This window comes from Aestuariibius sp. HNIBRBA575, assembly GCF_040932005.1.
Taxonomy (GTDB): domain Bacteria; phylum Pseudomonadota; class Alphaproteobacteria; order Rhodobacterales; family Rhodobacteraceae; genus CANLNM01.
Map to the genome: position 1 here is coordinate 1547565 of NZ_CP162414.1, position 16253 is coordinate 1563817.

Consider the following 16253-nt stretch of genomic DNA (forward strand, 5'->3'; position numbering starts at 1 on the left):
AGCCACTAAATGCAATCCTATCGCAGACATAAAAGAAGGCAAAATCGCAGATGGATGTGAAAACCAAAGTCATCGAGATCATCGCCGAACAAGCCGTTTTAGAGCCGTCGGACGTGACCATGACCCAATCCCTAGAGGATCTGGGCATCGATTCACTTGGTCTGGTAGAGAGCATTTTTGCTATCGAAGAAACCTTTGATATCAATGTGCCTTTCAACGCAAATGACCCATCAGAAAGTGATTTTGACATCTCAACCGTGGCCTCGATCGTGGCCGCTGTTGAGGGGCTCGTTAAGGCGCAGGCCTGATCCATGAACCGAGTGGTGATCACGGGGGCGGGGACGATCAACGCCTTGGGGCATTCTGTGGCCCAAACATTGGACGCCATGCGCGAAGGGCGCTGTGGCATCGGCCCGCTGGAATTTCGCGATGTGGATCGATTGTCGATCAAAATTGGCGGACAGGTGCGGGATTATGATCAGGCTGAACATTTCAACCGCCAACAGATCGCTCTTTATGATCGGTTCACCCAATTCGCCCTCATGGCCGCCAGAGAGGCGATGCAACAATCAGGTCTGACATTTTCCGGTGATCTGGCCCAGCAAAGCGGCGTTGTTTTGGGCACATCCGGTGGCGGGATGAACACGCTGGATGAAAACTATCGATCAGTCTTCGAAGAAGGCAAAAACCGGGTGCATCCCTTTGTGGTGCCCAAATTGATGAACAATGCCGCCGCCAGCCATCTGAGCATGGAATATAACCTAAAAGGCCCGTCATTTACGGTGGCCACGGCCTGTGCATCGTCCAATCACGCGATGGGCCAAGCGTTTAACATGATCCGCTCTGGCATGTGCAAAGCCATGGTCACAGGCGGCGCGGAAAGCATGCTTTGTTTTGGGGGGATCAAAGCCTGGGAAGGGCTGCGTGTGATGTCTCGGGATGCGTGCCGCCCGTTTAGCGCCAATCGCAACGGTATGGTCCAAGCCGAAGGCGCGGCGGTGTTTGTGTTCGAAGACTACGACATGGCGCGCGCACGTGGGGCAGACATTCTGGCCGAAGTGATCGGTTTTGCGATGACGTCGGATGCGGCGGATATCGTAATGCCATCGGCACAAGGGGCGGAACGGGCGATCGCAGGCGCGATGCGGGACGCCAAGATCAACCCATCCGAGGTTGGCTATATCAACGCGCATGGCACCGGCACGGCGGCCAATGACAAAACCGAATGTGCGGCCGTGTCCCATGCATTTGGCGCAGATGCGGACAATCTGATGATTTCATCGACCAAATCCATGCACGGCCATCTGATCGGCGGCACCGGTGCGGTCGAATTGCTGGCCTGCATCATGGCGGTGCGGGATGGGGTCATAGCCCCGACAATCGGCTACGAAGAACCCGACCCAGAATGCGCGCTGGACGTTGTTCCGAATGAAGCCCGCGAGGCCAAGGTGAATGTCGCACTCAGCAATGCCTTTGCCTTTGGGGGGTTAAACGCCGTACTGGCGCTGCGCGGGATCTGATCAGTTTAGCGGAATGGCTGCGCCATGCTGGATATTTTGCGCGTTTTCCAAAGAAAACGCCGCCCGGATCAACGGACGGCGCTAAATTTCAACTGATGGCGTGTTTATTGTTCTGCGGTGCGGTCCATCGCAGCGGTGAACCCGGTCAACGAAATGTTCAGCTTGATTTCCGTGTCAGGGGACGCTGCAGGGCGCAAAGTCAGGGTTGCTGCATTGCCGCGTTTAAATTGTGCGACGTTATCTGCGCTGAACCCAACCCGTGAAACACATCCAAATGACAGGAACGGTGAAAATGGCCGTGCCGAGCAGAATGTGAACGGGAATTGACGTGCATTTCCGCCATCAACCGTCAGGGTCAATTGACCGGGCAGGTAGGTTTCCAAAGGCGCCACAATATTGGCACCCGCCGCAGCGCGGGATCCTTCGGGCAGTGGGAACATGGTGATTTCAGCCACTGGGTTGCCTTCTTCGTCGTTCAGCAATTGATAAAGCTGACACGGATCGGCTCCTTCTTCTGCTTTGATGCAACGCAGGGTCCAATCGTCAAACACTTCGGCGTCATAGGGTTCCCCAATTTGCGGCCCAACCGGTGTGCCCAGATCCAGATCCCCACCCGGAGGTGTCGCGTTTTCGGTAGGCTGTTCGGTGCTTTGATCGGCGGGTTCATCCGTTGCGGCTGTTTCCTGGGCCAAAACGGGATTTGCAAACGCAATGAGGGACAACAAAGAAAGTGTTTTAAGGTTCGTACGCATTATGACGTCCTGTAAATTTCAGTCAGGGATTTCCTATCACGCGATTTGGGGGGTGTCAGCGTCTTTTGCAAATCGGGGTGGCGGGGATTTGCCGATCCAATCACGATGGATCAGGCAGAGTTCAAAATGAAAAAAGAGCCCGACAATGCGGACCCTTTTCTACTTTTCCCTGTCGGACTTGGCCGACTTATTGAGGCAAAAGGTAGACATTCATGTGCCAGCCGTCAACCGGAAATCTGCAATGTTTTGTGCGGGTTGCTGACATTTTTGAAATTTGACCACCCCCATAAAAAAACCGCGCCAAAAGGCGCGGCAAGTCTGACAGGGAGGAAGTCGTCCGGTCCCCGAGGACAGGGGATCGAACGGGATTCACTCTGGCAGAAAAGAGTTAAAAATGTATTTTGGACCCGTACAGCGCGGCGGGGACAGCACATGAACGATCGGATTTTTATTGGGGGCGGTGGCAAAGCTTATGGCCAGCCGCAGGATTTACTGTTGGAATACGCCAACCGGCATGGGTTGATTGCCGGGGCGACGGGAACCGGAAAAACCGTGACACTTCAAATTCTTGCAGAAGGGTTTAGCGCGGCGGGCGTGCCTGTTTTCCTGTCGGACGTCAAAGGTGATTTGTCGGGTTTGGCCAAATCCGGCACGGCAGAGTTTAAGCCGCATGAACCGTTCATGAAACGGGCCAATACGATTGGGTTGGATCTGCAATACAATGATTTCCCGGTCACCTTTTGGGATTTGTTTGGTCGTCAGGGCCATCCGATTCGAACCACGGTCGCGGAAATGGGGCCACTTTTGCTGGCGCAATTGCTGGACCTCACCGAAGCCCAAGAGGGCGTTTTGAACGTTGCCTTTCGGGTGTCAGACGAACAAGGTCTGCCTTTGCTCGACCTGGAGGATTTGCAGGCGCTGCTGGTCTGGGTTGGGCAAAATTCCGATGAATTATCCCTGCGCTATGGCAATGTGGCCACGTCGTCGGTTGGCGCAATTCAACGATCCTTGCTGGTGTTGGAAAATCAGGGTGGCGCGGATTTGTTCGGCGAACCTGCGCTGGAATTGACTGACATTATCGCGACAGAGCCCGATGGACGCGGCCGTGTGAACATTCTGGCGGCGGATCAATTGATGGCGTCGCCGAAACTATACGCGACATTCCTGTTATGGCTGCTGAGCGAACTGTTTGAGGAATTGCCAGAGGTCGGCAACCCAGACAAACCCAAATTGGTGTTCTTCTTTGACGAGGCGCATTTGTTGTTTGATGACGCCCCCAAAGCGTTGATCGACAAGGTCGAACAAGTGGCGCGACTGATCCGATCCAAAGGGGTGGGCGTCTATTTCATCACCCAGAACCCTGCGGATGTGCCCGAGGATGTGTTGGGGCAGCTCGGCAATCGGGTGCAGCATGCATTGCGTGCCTTTACGGCCAAGGATCAGCGGGAACTGAAACAGGCCGCTGACACCTATCGCCCTAATCCGGGCTTTGATACCGCAGAAGCGATCCGGGACGTGGGCACGGGCGAGGCCGTAACCTCAATGTTGGCCCGCAAAGGCGTGCCGGGGATTGTTGAGCGCACCTTGATCCGGCCACCATCGTCGCAGCTTGGGCCGATCACAGTTGCTGAACGATCAGATGTTGTGGCCAAATCACCCATTGCGGGCAAATACGAGGCGAAACTGGATCGGGATTCCGCCGCTGAAATGCTGGCCCGCCGGGCAGAATCCGCATCCAAAGAAGCTGAGGCCGCCGAAGTCGAAGAAGAAAAGCTGCAAGAGCGTGACCGAGAGTTTCGCCAGGCGCGCCGCTATGATGGCGGGCGCAGTGGGGGCGCATCCCGCAGCGGGTCATCCCGATCCGGATCAGGACGCACATGGACCACACGCCACCGCGCCGATGACAGTTTCGGCGAAGCCTTGACCAAAGTTGTCGCCAAAGAGTTAAAAGGCACAACGGGCCGCCGCATCGTGCGCGGCATTCTGGGCGGTTTGTTTAAGGGACGTTAGGGGCTGTTGGGGGTTAAGACTAAGCCAGTGTCACCTCATAGGGTGGCACATCTTATTCAGGCAAGAAAACAGCAACCCGCTAAATTTTAGCGAATTGGCTGTTATTTGTATGTGCTTTTTGTCCATCTGTTGGGCATTGCGACTGCGGTCGCATTGAGAAGTGAACTCAGTTCAAAGCCACCTTTTGCAATGGTCTGATTTTCAGGCTGGCGATGCGGTTTTGCTCTTTGCTCAGCACTTCGAACCGAAAACCGTGGAAACTGAACACCTGACCCACCGCTGGGATCAGTTCGGCCTCAAAGATGATCAGACCGGCCACTGTGTTGGCTTCGTCATCGGGCAGGGACCAGTCTTTGGCGCGGTTCAGATCGCGGATGGTCATCGAGCCGTCAATGACGATGGCCCCATCATCGGTATGTTCGATCTGATCCTCATCCTCGTCGTCAAATTCATCGGTGATTTCGCCAACAATTTCTTCGAGGATGTCTTCTAGGGTGATCAAACCCTGCAAGGTGCCATATTCATCCACCACCAGCGCAAAATGCGTGTGACGCCGCAAAAATTGACGCATCTGATCGTCAAGCGTCGTGGTTTCTGGAATAAAATACGGCTCCATCGCGACGCTGGTCACATCAAAGGACAGCATCTGTTCGATACTGGTTTCGCTGCCTTGAGCGACCTTATGCATGGCGCGCAGCATTTCTTTGGCATGCAGGACGCCGACGATGTTTTCGTGGTCGTCCTTAAACAGCGGCAGGCGGGTATGCGGGCTTTCTAGGCAACGCGCCAGAATGTCCTGTGGGGGTAAATCCACGTCGATCATTTCAATGCTGGACCGATGCAGCATGATTTCTTCGACCGCGCGATCCCCCAGATCCAGCGCCCCCAAAATGCGGTCACGGTCTTCTTTTTCCACGACACCTTCGGAATGTCCCAGATGCAGGGCGCCGGCGATTTCTTCTCGCATGGCGAGGATGTTGCTGTCTGGGTCAATTTTGACGCCAAAGACCCGCAAAACACCCCGAACCAGCAGCCGCACAAACGACACAACAGGCGCAAAAGCGGTCACGATCAAGGCAATCGGGCGCGCCACACGGGCGGCGGCCGTTTCTGGGTTGGTGATCGCATAGGTTTTGGGCAGCACTTCGGCAAAGACCAGCACCAGCAATGTCATCACCAACGTGGCCAAGGCGACGCCACTTTCGCCAAAGGCGCGGGTAAACAGGGCCGTGGCCAGCGATGTGGCCAGAATGTTCACCAGATTGTTGCCCAGCAAAACCGACCCGATCAGGCGTTCATTGTCGTCGGTGATATCCAGCGCTTTGGCGGCGCCTTTGTTGCCTTTGTCCGCTGTGGATCGCAATTTGCCCCGGCTGGCGGCCGTCAATGCGGTTTCTGACCCGGAAAAGAATGCCGAAAGCAGCAACAAAAACGCGATCACCCCGGCGGTGATCCAAAATCCGGTATCCAGCCCGGTTTCTAAGGCGGTGTGGTCCATAATGGCCTCTTGTTAGGTTGTTAGGGTTATGGGGCCGCAACCCTATTGGTTCAAGGGGGCGTCTGGTGCGGATGGCAAAGAATATACTGACCATCACCTGCTGATTTCGGGATACAAAGCACGGTGTTCTCGGGGCTTTTTCGTTTTCGGCTTGCGTCGACGAAACGGAATGACGAAGCTTTTGATCAAGTGGATGATGCAAAAGGAATGATGTGATGTTGGGACGTGTTGTTGGGGGATGTGCAATTTGGGCGGCCAGCATCGGATTTGCAGGCACGCCGGTTGAGGAAACCCTGACCTGTCCGATTGGGGAGGAAACATTTGCAATTGTGGGGACTGCATCCTGTTCAATATTGGGGCGGTATATGTCATTTCGCCCCCAGACCACCTGCGAATTTGTGACCCGTTTGCCGGTATGCCCGTCCAATGATTTCCCCATGTATCAGCCGTTTTCGCCCGACCAAATCACCGCTCTGACGGTCTTTGTTGAAACGGATGAATACCAGGAAATCCGGCAATTGTCGCTGTGGCTGCGGGCCTATGCGATTGCGCAACATATGGGGCAATCCGGGGATCCGGTGACGTTTAGCCTGATGTTGAACGCGTTGTGGTTTACCACAGAGGATGTGATTTCCAACGATGCGCAAATGGACGTGTTTATGGCCGAGGCGGAACAGGAAATGGCCCGCGCTGTCGGGCCTGATCGTGGGTTTTTGGCTGCTATTATTGGGTTCGCATTGCTGTCCGCAGACCGCGAAGCCCAAGCGGCGCCCTACTTGGAAACCGCTGCATCCCATCGGGAAGCGTCGGAATATCTGGATGCCTATCTAACGGCGATTGATGCCTGCCGCGCCGATATGTCCGCCCCGAATTGTGCGATGTCAGCGCCGTTTAACCCTTAGGTCTCATCCGGATCAGCTGTGGGTTCTGGTCCCTCTTTGGCCAATGGGTGATGTTCCAGCACCAGTTGTTTCAGCCGTTCATCCAAAACATGAGTGTAGATTTCTGTGGTGGCCACATCCGCATGGCCCAGCATGGTCTGGATCGCGCGCAGATCTGCACCGCCTTCTAGCAAATGCGTGGCAAAGGCATGGCGCAACGTGTGTGGCGTGACCTTTTCGGGGGACACACCTGCCAACACTGCGATCCGTTTGATTTGCTGAAAAAACGCATGGCGTGTCAAATGACCGGTTTGACCACGGGACGGAAACAGGAATTTGGACGGAGGATGCCCATCCCTGCGGGCCAGATCCTGGGTTTTGTCCCACTGTTCCAACCAAGCCGCCATCGCGCTGCGGGCCGGGGCAGATAGGGGCACCAGACGTTCTTTGTTGCCTTTGCCTTTGACCAGCAACATCCGCGGATCACCGCGCGCTGATGACACTGGCAGGCTGACCAATTCAGTGACACGCATCCCCGTGGCATAGAGCAATTCCATCAAACACGTATTGCGCAGCGTATCACGGGGGGTGCTGCGCGCGGCGTTCAGCAAACGGTCCACTTCGTCATGTGACAATGTTTTGGGCAACCGCTTTGAACGGCCCGGTCCCTTGATCCGAAGGGCGGGATTGTCCATGCGCCAGCTTTCTTCAAACGCAAAGCGATACAATTGTTTCACCGCCGATAGCCGCCGCGCACGGGTCGCATTGGCCAACCCCTGAGCATCGCAAAACACCAGATAATCTTCGATATGGCTGGTTTGGGCATCTGCAAAATGCACGCCTTTGCGATCCAGAAACGTCGCCACATCCTGCAAATCATTGCCATAGGCGGTCAACGTATTGGGGGATGCATCCAGTTCCGCCGCTTGCGCCTCTAAAAACGCTTGGATCCAGTGCGACATGGGACGATCGGCGGGGGTGTTCATTCGGAGCGGTCCAAAACCAGCATCTGAAGCGAAACGCGTCGGGCCAAATCTTCTAATCCGACGAGGCGTAGATAGGCCAAGGATTCTGTCACGGCGACCATGTCACCTGCGGCTGCCAAATTCAGCTGTGCGATTGTGCGTAGTAACGCTTCGCCCAAACGGTCATCTTCTGCTTGATCCAACAAAGCAGAGGCAGGGCGCGCCTCTGTAAAGGCGGCGGCGATGGCGCGTTGTTTTGGGGTGCGCGGGACAATGCCGGTCATGTCCCCCCGTGCAACCGCGATCAAAAACGCATCCGCAGCGTCGGTGTCATCTGTGTCGAAATCCAATGCGATTTCTTCGTAATTAGGACCTAACAGGCCGATTCCAAATGCTAAATGCGCCGCGTCGCCCTGTAATGGCAACCGGGCCAGTTTGTCTGAAAACAGCCGGGCAAAGGCGATTTCTGATTGGGCCTGCTGCATCGCGTTCCATGCGTCAGGCAGGGTTTCGGCAACCGCGCCGGGATCCCCCGCAGTGAGCGCGGTTTCAAATTGTTGAATGGCCTCGGCGCGGTCCCAAACCGGACCGGATGCTGCCGGGCGACGGGCCGTATAGAGGTCCAGCAATACGCTGTCTTGGACTGCCCCATGCCGCGCCAGACGTTCAGCGGCGTCTAATTGCGCCTTCCAACCGACATTGGATCGCAAATCCGCATGGGCAAAGGCGCGTGGTAAATTGGACGTTGGCAGGCCTTCGCCAATGGCTTCGCGCATGCGAAACACCAGCGGGCTGATGCGGTCAGGGACGGGCAGGGGTGGTTCGCCTTCAAACAGATCAGGGTCCAGAAAACGCGACAGCAATGCATCCTCTACATCGCTGACATCGCCCAATGCACGCGCTGTGTTTAGTGTCAGCGCCGCTGCGTTCCAATCCCCATTGCGCGCCAGACAAAACACCCGCGCCGGCAGGGTGGGTGCAAATCCGGGATTTTCGCGCATTTGGTTACAGGCGCGGTCTTCGACGCCGGTCAACAGGGCCACATCGAAATAACGGCGGAACAAATCCGGGGTTGAGGGCTGGGATGCCTCTAGCAATTCCAGAGCGGGTTCCACAGCGCCAAGATCCAGCAATTTGTCGATCCGCGCCAGAAACAAATCGCCCGTCACGCTGGCATTGCGGGGCGGCTGTGCCTCGGCCAATAGCAACGTCACCAGAAAATCACGAAGCGCGGGCAGGGCGCTGACATCTTCTGCGCGGATCAGGTCAATCAGAACATCCGTTTCGCTGCCCGACCACAGTGTGACGGGCAATCCCGTCGCCGAAGGGGGTAATAATCCCAGATGATCGGGCGATGGCGCATCCAGTGGTGTCACCGTGATTTCAGGCGAGGCAGCGCTCTGGGTTATGGGGTCTTCGTCGGGCAAAGGGCGCGATGGACGCGTGGCCACGGGGTGCGTTGCGACCGATTGCGACAACCAATCAATGGCCGAAAGCGGTGTGTCGGCGCTGGCGGTTTGGTCTGGGGCCTCTTGGGCATGGGCGGCAATCCCAACACATGCCATCACCAGAGACGCGCCAAATACGCAGCCCGATATTGTGGGGCGCCACATCAAAAACAAACCGCCTTTCATGTTATTGCCCGGTCAAGGTCACTGGAATTGTCACCTCGCTCTGGGGGGCGGCAAAATCAGCTGGAAAGAAAAACGGGCCGACATACGCATAGGCGATCAGGCCAAGACCGCCCAAAACAGCTAGAAAAAACAAAGCTTTGATCAATCGCCACAGCATATGTCCGGCACTCTCCTCAGGGGGCCCGTTTATTTTGGGCCGTTAGCGGACGCGCCATCACGTCCTTTTCTTTTTGTTTATATATGGCATCTCTGGCGATTTCACGCCATTGAAGTGCAGAATTTGCACAACCGGCGATGGATGGCCGAATTATGACCGAGGATACAGTAAAACCCACCCCCGATACAGGGCTGACTTTGCATCGAACCGTGGTTTTGGTGGGAATGATGGGGTCGGGCAAGACCGCGATTGGCCGGGCTTTGGCGGCGCGGTTGGATGTGGCGTTTCTTGATTCGGATGCGGAGATCGAAAAAGCCGCCAATGCCAGTATTGCAGAAATCTTTTCTCGTGACGGCGAGGATTTTTTCCGGGATCGCGAAGCCGAAGTGATTTCGCGCCTGTTGACGGGCACGCCAGGGGTTTTGTCCACCGGGGGCGGCGCATTTTTGGCGCAGCGCAACCGGGATGCAATCGCGCAATTGGGGGTGGCCGTGTTGCTGGATGCGGATATCGATCTGTTGTGGAGCCGGGTCAAACACAAAGACACGCGCCCATTGTTGCGCACCGCCAATCCACGCGCGACCCTCAGTGAAATCTACGCTGCCCGCGCACCAATCTATGGTTTGGCTGATCTATCCGTCAAAGCCGACCCCGACTTTTCCATCGAAGAAATGACCGATCACGTGATCGAAATTCTTCTGACCCGCCCCGAAATACTGGAGAAAACCCCATGAGCGATCTGCGCAAAACCGTATCCGTCAATTTGCCTGGCCGTGAATATGATGTGGTGATCGGGCTGGGCCTGTTGGATGATGCCGCGACATTGATTGCGCCAATGCTGCGACGCCCCAAAGTGGCGATTTTGACCGATGAAACCGTGGCACAGCACCATTTGGCAACGTTGCAATCCAATCTGGACACGGCGGGCATATCATCCAGCGCCTTGGCCTTGCCCGCGGGCGAAGCCACCAAAAGCTGGCCGCATTTTTCCCGCGCTGTGGAATGGCTGTTGGCTGAAAAAGTCGAACGGGGTGACATTGTTATCGCGTTGGGTGGCGGTGTTATCGGGGATCTGGGGGGCTTTGCGGCGGCTGTGATCCGGCGGGGTGTGCGGTTTGTGCAAATTCCAACCACGTTGCTGGCGCAGGTCGACAGTTCGGTGGGGGGCAAAACTGGGATCAACGCGCCGCAGGGTAAAAACCTGATCGGCGCGTTTCATCAACCAAGTCTGGTTCTGGCTGACACCTCTATTCTGTCCACGTTGGCCCCGCGCGACTATTTGGCGGGATACGGCGAAGTGGTCAAATACGGCATGTTGGGGGATGCGGCGTTTTTCAATTGGTTGGAACAAAACGGACCGGCCGCTGCGGCAGGGGACATGGCCGCGCGGGTGCATTTGGTCCATCGTTCCGTTCAAATGAAGGCCGATATTGTCGAACGTGATGAAACCGAGCAGGGCGATCGCGCCTTGTTGAACTTAGGGCATACATTCTGTCACGCACTAGAGGCCGCGACCGGTTACAGTGATCGATTGCTGCATGGCGAAGGCGTGGCGGTCGGCTGTGCCTTGGCGTTTGAATTATCCGCGCGTTTGGGGCTGTGTTCCCAAGAAGATCCAAGCCGGGTACGGGCGCATTTACGTGAAATGGGTATGAAAACCGATCTGACCGATATTCCCGGAGATTTACCCGATGCGGCGACGTTGTTGGACCTGATGGGCCAGGATAAAAAAGTCGTCGATGGGCAGCTGAGGTTTATTCTGGCGCGCAGTATCGGCGATGCCTTTGTGACCTCAGATGTTTCTGCGGATGCGGTTCTGGCTGTGCTTCGCGATGGGCTGGCGGGGCGGTCTTAGGCCCAGTTTATCGGGCGCGGACTGGGGTTAGGGCGCCACGGGGCGGATCACATGCCCAACCAAATTTCCATTCAGCGTGTATCGACGCGTGGTTTGCCAATTGTGAGATTGCAAAACCGCGTCGATCTGATCATTGCATAGATACCGGGACCTAGACGTTTTGTTGCAGGTCACGATCATGACATCCTGCGTCAGATTTGGGTTTTGACCCACCCAATTTTTCAGGTCTTGCTCTGTCGAAACCTTGATCCGTTTTAGCTTGGGAATGGTCATGTCGTCACCCTGATGGCGTACTTGCTTGTCAAGTCTATCGATCAGGGGGGGGGATCTGGCAAGCGCGATGCGCATTGCCAGATTTGAACGGTCAAACGGCCAGTTTTGACGCCTCAGCGGCCAGTGCGGTGATCCCGTCCCAATCGCCTGCATTCACCATATCCGCAGGGGCAACCCAGCTGCCACCCACACAAAGAACGTTGGACAAAGACAGGTAATCATTGGCATTTTTCAGGCTAACCCCGCCGGTTGGGCAGAGTGTCACCTGTGGAATTGGCGCGCCAATCGCCTTGAGCGCGGGGGCGCCGCCATTGGCTTCGGCGGGGAAAAATTTCTGCATTGTATAGCCACGTTCCAACAGCGCCATGGCTTCTGTGGCGGTGGCCACGCCGGGCAGTAATGGCAAATCATTGGCTTCGCAGGCATCCAGCAACAAATCCGTCGCGCCCGGTGACACGCCAAAGGTCGCGCCCGCCTCTTTGGCGTTTTCAACGTCCTTGGGCGTCAGCAATGTGCCCGCCCCAACAACACCGCCGGTGATGCTGGCCATTTCGCGGATCACATCCAGCGCGGCAGGGGTGCGCAATGTGACTTCTAATGCGGGCAATCCACCTTTGATCAGCGCGCGGGCCAGATCAGCGGCCTTGGCGGCGTCATGAACCACCAAAACAGGCACAACCGGGGCCAGCTCACAGGTTTTGCGGTTCAGCTCAGAGGCGCGTTCGGGGGTCATATTCTTCTCCGTTTTGGGTTATTTCACAACCACAGCCGCGCCGTCAGCAGCAATGCCAACAGTGTCGCGGAACATGGCAAATAATTCGCGACCAACCCCGGTGCCATTGCCTGATAAATCAGGCGTGGCAGGGGTACGGCCAGTTAAATCGGTCAGGCATTCCAATGTGCCTGCAGTCGCATCAAGCCGGATCATATCGCCGTCCTGGATCAGCGCCAGTGGCCCGCCATCGGCGGCTTCTGGGCAGACATGGATCGCGGCGGGCACTTTGCCGGATGCGCCGGACATGCGGCCATCGGTGACCAGCGCGACCTTTAACCCGCGATCCTGCAAAACGGCCAATGACGGCGTCAGCCCGTGTAACTCCGGCATGCCGTTTGATTTAGGCCCTTGGAACCGCACCACAAAAATTGTGTCTTCGGTGATTTCGCCGGCCTGAAACGCGGCTTTGACGCCGTTTTGGTCATGAAACACGCGGGCTTTGGCTTCGATCACGTGGCGTTCGGGGGCAACGGCAGAAATTTTGATCACACCACGGCCCAGATTGCCGCTAAGCTGCGCCAAACCACCGCTTGCGTTAAACGGATCAGCCGATGGGCGCAGGATTTTGTCGTTCGACGATGTGCCGGGACCGTCGACAAATGTCAGGCCATCCTCGGTCAGTTTTGGCTCTTTGGTATAAAGGCTCAGACCTTTGCCGGCGATGGTTGTGACGTCTTCGTGCAGCAATCCGGCATCCAGCAAATCGCCGATCATATAGGCCAGACCACCGGCGGCATGGAAATGATTCACATCCGCCAACCCGTTTGGATAGACCTTGGCCATCAAGGGCGTGATGGCAGACAAATCGGCAAAATCCTGAAGATCAAGGATGATCCCCGCCGCACGTGCCATAGCGGGCAGGTGCAACACCAGATTGGTGGATCCGCCCGTGGCCATCAAACCAACAATGCCGTTCACAAACGCCTTTTCATCCAGAACGGCGCTAACGGGGGTGTATTCATTGCCCAGGGCCGTGATCTGTAACGCACGCTGGGTTGCGGCCCGTGTCAGGGCGTCACGCAGCGGGGTGTTTGGGTTCACAAATGACGCGCCGGGTAGGTGCAAGCCCATGATTTCCATCAACATTTGGTTGGAATTGGCTGTGCCGTAGAATGTGCAGGTTCCGGGGCCATGATAGCTGGCCATTTCGGCCTCCATCAGGGCGTCGCGGTCAATTTCACCGGTGGCAAATTTCTGACGAACCTTGGCTTTTTCATCGTTGGGCAGACCACTGACCATGGGGCCTGCGGGGACAAATACACCGGGAATATAGCCAAAGGTGGCTGCTGCCATGACCAGACCGGGGACGATTTTATCGCAAATGCCCAGATACATTGCGCTGTCAAACGCGTTATGCGACAGGCCAACACCCGCCGAGAGCGCAATCACGTCGCGTGAAAACAGGCTTAGCTCCATGCCGGTTTGGCCTTGGGTCACGCCGTCACACATGGCCGGAACGCCGCCTGCAACCTGCATGGTGCCACCCACATCACGGGCGATTTCACGGATCATGTCAGGATAGGTGGCATAGGGCTGATGGGCCGACAACATGTCATTATAGGCGGTGATCACGCCGATATTTGGGGCTTGGTCGGCGACCAATGTGGGTTTGTCGTCGCCCATCGCAGCATAGGCATGGGCCAGATTGGAACAGCTCAGATGGCCGCGACGTGGACCTTGTTGCGCGGCGGCATCCATTTGCGCCATATAAGCACCGCGCCGTTCACGGGACCGTTCAATGATCCGCTGGGTTATATCGTTCAGCTTGGGATGTAACGGCATCAGTCCAATCCTCTTGGCAACTTTGCGTCCGCATAACACGAATAGTTAGCGCTAACAACCTTTGGGTTTCACATTGTGGACTCCAATCGGCAGACAGATAATTGTGGGATTGTAGTCATGCCATTGGATGGTGATTTTATCCGGCACTTAGCAAAAAGCCCCGACATTTGTCAGGGCTTTCTTTACTCGCAGATCGCGTCGCTGGTTTTAGAACGGGATTTCATCATCCATATCGTTGCTACCACCGCCGCCATAGCCGCCACCTTGGTTTCCGCCACCCTGGTTGCCACCGCCATAGCCACCTTGGCCGCCGCCGCCATAGCCACCGCCGCCACTTTGACCGCCGCCGCCTTGGCCATCACGGCCGTCCAGCATTGTCAACGTGCCGCCAAAGCCTTGCAAAACAACTTCGGTGGAATAGCGATCCGCACCGGATTGATCCTGCCATTTGCGGGTCTGTAGCTGACCTTCGATGTAAACTTTGGACCCTTTGCGCAGATATTGCTCTGCAATGCGCACCAGACCCTCTTGGAAAATCGCGACCGAATGCCATTCCGTGCGCTCTTTGCGTTCGCCGGTGTTGCGGTCTTTCCATGTTTCGGACGTGGCGATGCGCAGGTTGCACACTTTGCCGCCGTTTTGGAATGTCCGCACTTCGGGGTCGCGGCCCAAATTGCCAATCAGGATTACCTTGTTCACACTTCCGGCCATTTTCCGCCCTCGTCCTTGTTCGAATCTTGTAACTTGTTCGCGCCACATTACGTAAGCCTGCAACAAGGGGCCAGAGTAAACGTCGCTTCATCGCAAACAGGGTCAGGCCGGGGGGTGATGTAACGCTGGCAAAGTCCTTAAATTTTGATAAAGTCCGCGAGATTGCCGGTTGGGGGTAGAGAATGGTTAAGGTTCAAGTTGGGCTGTTTGCCGCGTTGATGGCTCAGATTGCAGGGGGGGCTGTGGCCGATACCGTGTCGTCCAGCAACCGTTCATCGTTGTTTCAATCGCAATTGCAGGTGTTGGATTCCCGCGCATCATCGCAATATGCCAATTCGGTGCGTCTGCAACCGCCCAGCGCCGAAGTGCCCACATCTTATTCCGGGCCCAGCTGGGGCGGGGATTATCGCGGTCCGTTTTTGGATATGGCGCGATCTGCCGCACAGCGTCACCGGGTGCCTGTCGATTTGTTTTTCCGCCTGATCCAACAAGAAAGCGCATGGAACGCCAATGCACGCAGTCATGCCGGGGCATTGGGGCTGGCGCAGTTGATGCCGGGCACGGCGCGGTATCTGGGGGTTGATCCCCATGATCCCTATGAAAATCTGGATGGTGGCGCGCGCTATTTGCGTGAGCAATATGATGAATTTGGGTCCTGGCGGCTGGCGCTGGCGGCCTATAATGCGGGGCCCGGCGCGGTGCAGCGTCACAATGGTGTGCCGCCATATCGCGAAACCCAGAATTATGTGCGCGTTATCTGGGGCCGCTAACTAGCGCCTTAATACATTGATTTCTTATAGGATTCTTCTAATCCTTGGTCCAATTGTTCCATCTGTTTTGGATCATCCGGGGCGGCGTTGACCTGATCCAGCATGATGTTCATCAACGACGGCATTTCGCTGCGATCCTGATGAAAGGCCGGATCCCACAAATGGGATCGACGAAACGCTTTGGCGCAATGCAGGAACACTTCTTCGATTTGAACGATAATGGCCGTGCGCGGCAGGCGATCATTCACCGCACATTTCGCCAATAAATCGGGGTCTGTGGTGATCAAACCCTGCCCATTGATCCGTAGGGTTTCATCAAAACCGGGGATAAGAAACAGCAGACCCACAGCCGGATGGGCGACAATGTTGGCTTGGGTATCCAGCCGATTGTTGCCGGGGCGATCAGGGATCAAGATGGTCCTGTCATCCAACACTTGCACAAATCCCGCAGGGTCACCGCGTGGGCTGACATCTGCGGCGCCGGTTTGTGTTTGCGTGCCAACACAAAGAAAGGGCGAGCGGGCGATAAAATCGCGCGCATGTTTGTCCAGCCCAGTCATCGATTTGGCGGCTGCCAGATCATGCGTGGGCGGGAACAGAACGCGCAATTCAGCGTCTGAATTAACGATGTAATCTGGATTAATCATAACGTTTTCAGACACCTGTTTGC

The 16253-nt window shown here is 56.1% G+C and carries 17 protein-coding genes; 7 read left to right on the forward strand and 10 right to left on the reverse strand.

Annotation, left to right across the window (positions count from 1 at the left end):
- Positions 1 to 50: 50 nt before the first annotated feature.
- Both AB1F12_RS07835 and AB1F12_RS07840 read left to right on the forward strand, forming a co-directional pair.
- Positions 51 to 308 (forward strand): acyl carrier protein, encoded by a 258-nt coding sequence (locus tag AB1F12_RS07835; RefSeq protein WP_368187944.1) that lies wholly within the window; start codon positions 51 to 53, stop codon positions 306 to 308.
- A gap of 3 nt (positions 309 to 311) precedes the next feature.
- Positions 312 to 1520, forward strand: coding sequence for a beta-ketoacyl synthase (locus tag AB1F12_RS07840; protein WP_368187947.1), 1209 nt, complete (start codon positions 312 to 314; stop codon positions 1518 to 1520).
- A gap of 104 nt (positions 1521 to 1624) precedes the next feature.
- Here the strand turns inward: AB1F12_RS07840 and AB1F12_RS07845 are convergent, their stop codons facing one another.
- On the reverse strand, positions 1625 to 2272 hold the full coding sequence (locus AB1F12_RS07845; protein WP_368187949.1) for an invasion associated locus B family protein: 648 nt from the start codon (positions 2270 to 2272) through the stop codon (positions 1625 to 1627).
- 432 nt (positions 2273 to 2704) lie between these two features.
- On the opposite strand from AB1F12_RS07845, the gene AB1F12_RS07850 reads away from it, so the two are divergent.
- Complete coding sequence (locus tag AB1F12_RS07850; RefSeq protein ID WP_368187952.1) at positions 2705 to 4282, forward strand: helicase HerA-like domain-containing protein; 1578 nt, start codon at positions 2705 to 2707, stop codon at positions 4280 to 4282.
- A gap of 166 nt (positions 4283 to 4448) precedes the next feature.
- Here the strand turns inward: AB1F12_RS07850 and AB1F12_RS07855 are convergent, their stop codons facing one another.
- Positions 4449 to 5780, reverse strand: a complete 1332-nt coding sequence (locus tag AB1F12_RS07855; RefSeq protein WP_368187954.1) for an HlyC/CorC family transporter — start codon at positions 5778 to 5780, stop codon at positions 4449 to 4451.
- 215 nt (positions 5781 to 5995) lie between these two features.
- Here AB1F12_RS07855 and AB1F12_RS07860 point away from each other — a divergent pair, with 215 nt between their 5' ends.
- Positions 5996 to 6682, forward strand: coding sequence for a hypothetical protein (locus AB1F12_RS07860; protein ID WP_368187955.1), 687 nt, complete (start codon positions 5996 to 5998; stop codon positions 6680 to 6682).
- Here AB1F12_RS07860 and AB1F12_RS07865 read toward each other — a convergent pair.
- Genes AB1F12_RS07865 through AB1F12_RS07875 form a run of 3 tightly spaced genes read right to left on the reverse strand, consistent with a single transcriptional unit; the run spans position 6679 to position 9417 of the window.
- Positions 6679 to 7647, reverse strand: coding sequence for a site-specific tyrosine recombinase XerD (locus AB1F12_RS07865; protein ID WP_368187956.1), 969 nt, complete (start codon positions 7645 to 7647; stop codon positions 6679 to 6681). The two genes, AB1F12_RS07860 and AB1F12_RS07865, sit on opposite strands and share 4 nt — an antisense overlap.
- Positions 7644 to 9260, reverse strand: a complete 1617-nt coding sequence (locus tag AB1F12_RS07870) for a hypothetical protein (RefSeq protein WP_368187958.1) — start codon at positions 9258 to 9260, stop codon at positions 7644 to 7646. The genes AB1F12_RS07865 and AB1F12_RS07870 overlap by 4 nt, the downstream gene beginning before the upstream one ends.
- Position 9261: 1 nt before the next feature.
- Complete coding sequence (locus tag AB1F12_RS07875; RefSeq protein WP_368188404.1) at positions 9262 to 9417, reverse strand: hypothetical protein; 156 nt, start codon at positions 9415 to 9417, stop codon at positions 9262 to 9264.
- A 152-nt stretch (positions 9418 to 9569) separates the two neighbouring features.
- On the opposite strand from AB1F12_RS07875, the gene AB1F12_RS07880 reads away from it, so the two are divergent.
- Positions 9570 to 10151 carry a shikimate kinase gene (locus AB1F12_RS07880; protein WP_368187960.1) on the forward strand — a complete coding sequence of 194 codons (582 nt, stop codon included), beginning with the start codon at positions 9570 to 9572 and terminating at the stop codon, positions 10149 to 10151.
- The gene (gene aroB / locus AB1F12_RS07885) at positions 10148 to 11272 is read left to right on the forward strand and encodes a 3-dehydroquinate synthase (RefSeq protein WP_368187962.1); all 1125 of its coding nucleotides are present in this window, start codon (positions 10148 to 10150) and stop codon (positions 11270 to 11272) included. The genes AB1F12_RS07880 and aroB overlap by 4 nt, the downstream gene beginning before the upstream one ends.
- A 27-nt stretch (positions 11273 to 11299) precedes the next feature.
- Here the strand turns inward: aroB and AB1F12_RS07890 are convergent, their stop codons facing one another.
- The 4 genes from AB1F12_RS07890 to AB1F12_RS07905 form a co-directional block, all read right to left on the reverse strand.
- Positions 11300 to 11545 (reverse strand): hypothetical protein, encoded by a 246-nt coding sequence (locus AB1F12_RS07890; RefSeq protein ID WP_368187963.1) that lies wholly within the window; start codon positions 11543 to 11545, stop codon positions 11300 to 11302.
- 91 nt (positions 11546 to 11636) lie between these two features.
- Positions 11637 to 12278 (reverse strand): bifunctional 4-hydroxy-2-oxoglutarate aldolase/2-dehydro-3-deoxy-phosphogluconate aldolase, encoded by a 642-nt coding sequence (eda, locus tag AB1F12_RS07895; protein WP_368187965.1) that lies wholly within the window; start codon positions 12276 to 12278, stop codon positions 11637 to 11639.
- 18 nt (positions 12279 to 12296) lie between these two features.
- The gene (gene edd, locus AB1F12_RS07900) at positions 12297 to 14102 is read right to left on the reverse strand and encodes a phosphogluconate dehydratase (protein ID WP_368187967.1); all 1806 of its coding nucleotides are present in this window, start codon (positions 14100 to 14102) and stop codon (positions 12297 to 12299) included.
- 207 nt (positions 14103 to 14309) lie between these two features.
- Positions 14310 to 14813, reverse strand: a complete 504-nt coding sequence (locus AB1F12_RS07905; RefSeq protein ID WP_368187968.1) for a single-stranded DNA-binding protein — start codon at positions 14811 to 14813, stop codon at positions 14310 to 14312.
- Between the two features lie 182 nt (positions 14814 to 14995).
- On the opposite strand from AB1F12_RS07905, the gene AB1F12_RS07910 reads away from it, so the two are divergent.
- Positions 14996 to 15583 carry a lytic transglycosylase domain-containing protein gene (locus tag AB1F12_RS07910; protein ID WP_368187971.1) on the forward strand — a complete coding sequence of 196 codons (588 nt, stop codon included), beginning with the start codon at positions 14996 to 14998 and terminating at the stop codon, positions 15581 to 15583.
- 8 nt (positions 15584 to 15591) lie between these two features.
- Here the strand turns inward: AB1F12_RS07910 and AB1F12_RS07915 are convergent, their stop codons facing one another.
- On the reverse strand, positions 15592 to 16245 hold the full coding sequence (locus tag AB1F12_RS07915; RefSeq protein WP_368187974.1) for a pyridoxamine 5'-phosphate oxidase family protein: 654 nt from the start codon (positions 16243 to 16245) through the stop codon (positions 15592 to 15594).
- Between the last annotated feature and the right edge of the window lie 8 nt (positions 16246 to 16253).

Excerpts from the sequence above, each read along its gene's own strand:
- AB1F12_RS07850 (WP_368187952.1), top strand. The coding sequence starts at position 2,705 with ATGAACGATCGGATTTTTATTGGGGGCGGTGGCAAAGCTTATGGCCAG.
- AB1F12_RS07890 (WP_368187963.1), bottom strand. The coding sequence starts at position 11,545 with ATGACCATTCCCAAGCTAAAACGGATCAAGGTTTCGACAGAGCAAGAC.
- AB1F12_RS07840 (WP_368187947.1), top strand. The coding sequence starts at position 312 with ATGAACCGAGTGGTGATCACGGGGGCGGGGACGATCAACGCCTTGGGG.
- AB1F12_RS07845 (WP_368187949.1), bottom strand. The coding sequence starts at position 2,272 with ATGCGTACGAACCTTAAAACACTTTCTTTGTTGTCCCTCATTGCGTTT.
- aroB (WP_368187962.1), top strand. The coding sequence starts at position 10,148 with ATGAGCGATCTGCGCAAAACCGTATCCGTCAATTTGCCTGGCCGTGAA.
- eda (WP_368187965.1), bottom strand. The coding sequence starts at position 12,278 with ATGACCCCCGAACGCGCCTCTGAGCTGAACCGCAAAACCTGTGAGCTG.
- edd (WP_368187967.1), bottom strand. The coding sequence starts at position 14,102 with ATGCCGTTACATCCCAAGCTGAACGATATAACCCAGCGGATCATTGAA.
- AB1F12_RS07910 (WP_368187971.1), top strand. The coding sequence starts at position 14,996 with ATGGTTAAGGTTCAAGTTGGGCTGTTTGCCGCGTTGATGGCTCAGATT.
- AB1F12_RS07865 (WP_368187956.1), bottom strand. The coding sequence starts at position 7,647 with ATGAACACCCCCGCCGATCGTCCCATGTCGCACTGGATCCAAGCGTTT.
- AB1F12_RS07870 (WP_368187958.1), bottom strand. The coding sequence starts at position 9,260 with ATGAAAGGCGGTTTGTTTTTGATGTGGCGCCCCACAATATCGGGCTGC.
- AB1F12_RS07835 (WP_368187944.1), top strand. The coding sequence starts at position 51 with ATGGATGTGAAAACCAAAGTCATCGAGATCATCGCCGAACAAGCCGTT.
- AB1F12_RS07905 (WP_368187968.1), bottom strand. The coding sequence starts at position 14,813 with ATGGCCGGAAGTGTGAACAAGGTAATCCTGATTGGCAATTTGGGCCGC.
- AB1F12_RS07875 (WP_368188404.1), bottom strand. The coding sequence starts at position 9,417 with ATGCTGTGGCGATTGATCAAAGCTTTGTTTTTTCTAGCTGTTTTGGGC.
- AB1F12_RS07860 (WP_368187955.1), top strand. The coding sequence starts at position 5,996 with ATGTTGGGACGTGTTGTTGGGGGATGTGCAATTTGGGCGGCCAGCATC.
- AB1F12_RS07855 (WP_368187954.1), bottom strand. The coding sequence starts at position 5,780 with ATGGACCACACCGCCTTAGAAACCGGGCTGGATACCGGATTTTGGATC.
- AB1F12_RS07880 (WP_368187960.1), top strand. The coding sequence starts at position 9,570 with ATGACCGAGGATACAGTAAAACCCACCCCCGATACAGGGCTGACTTTG.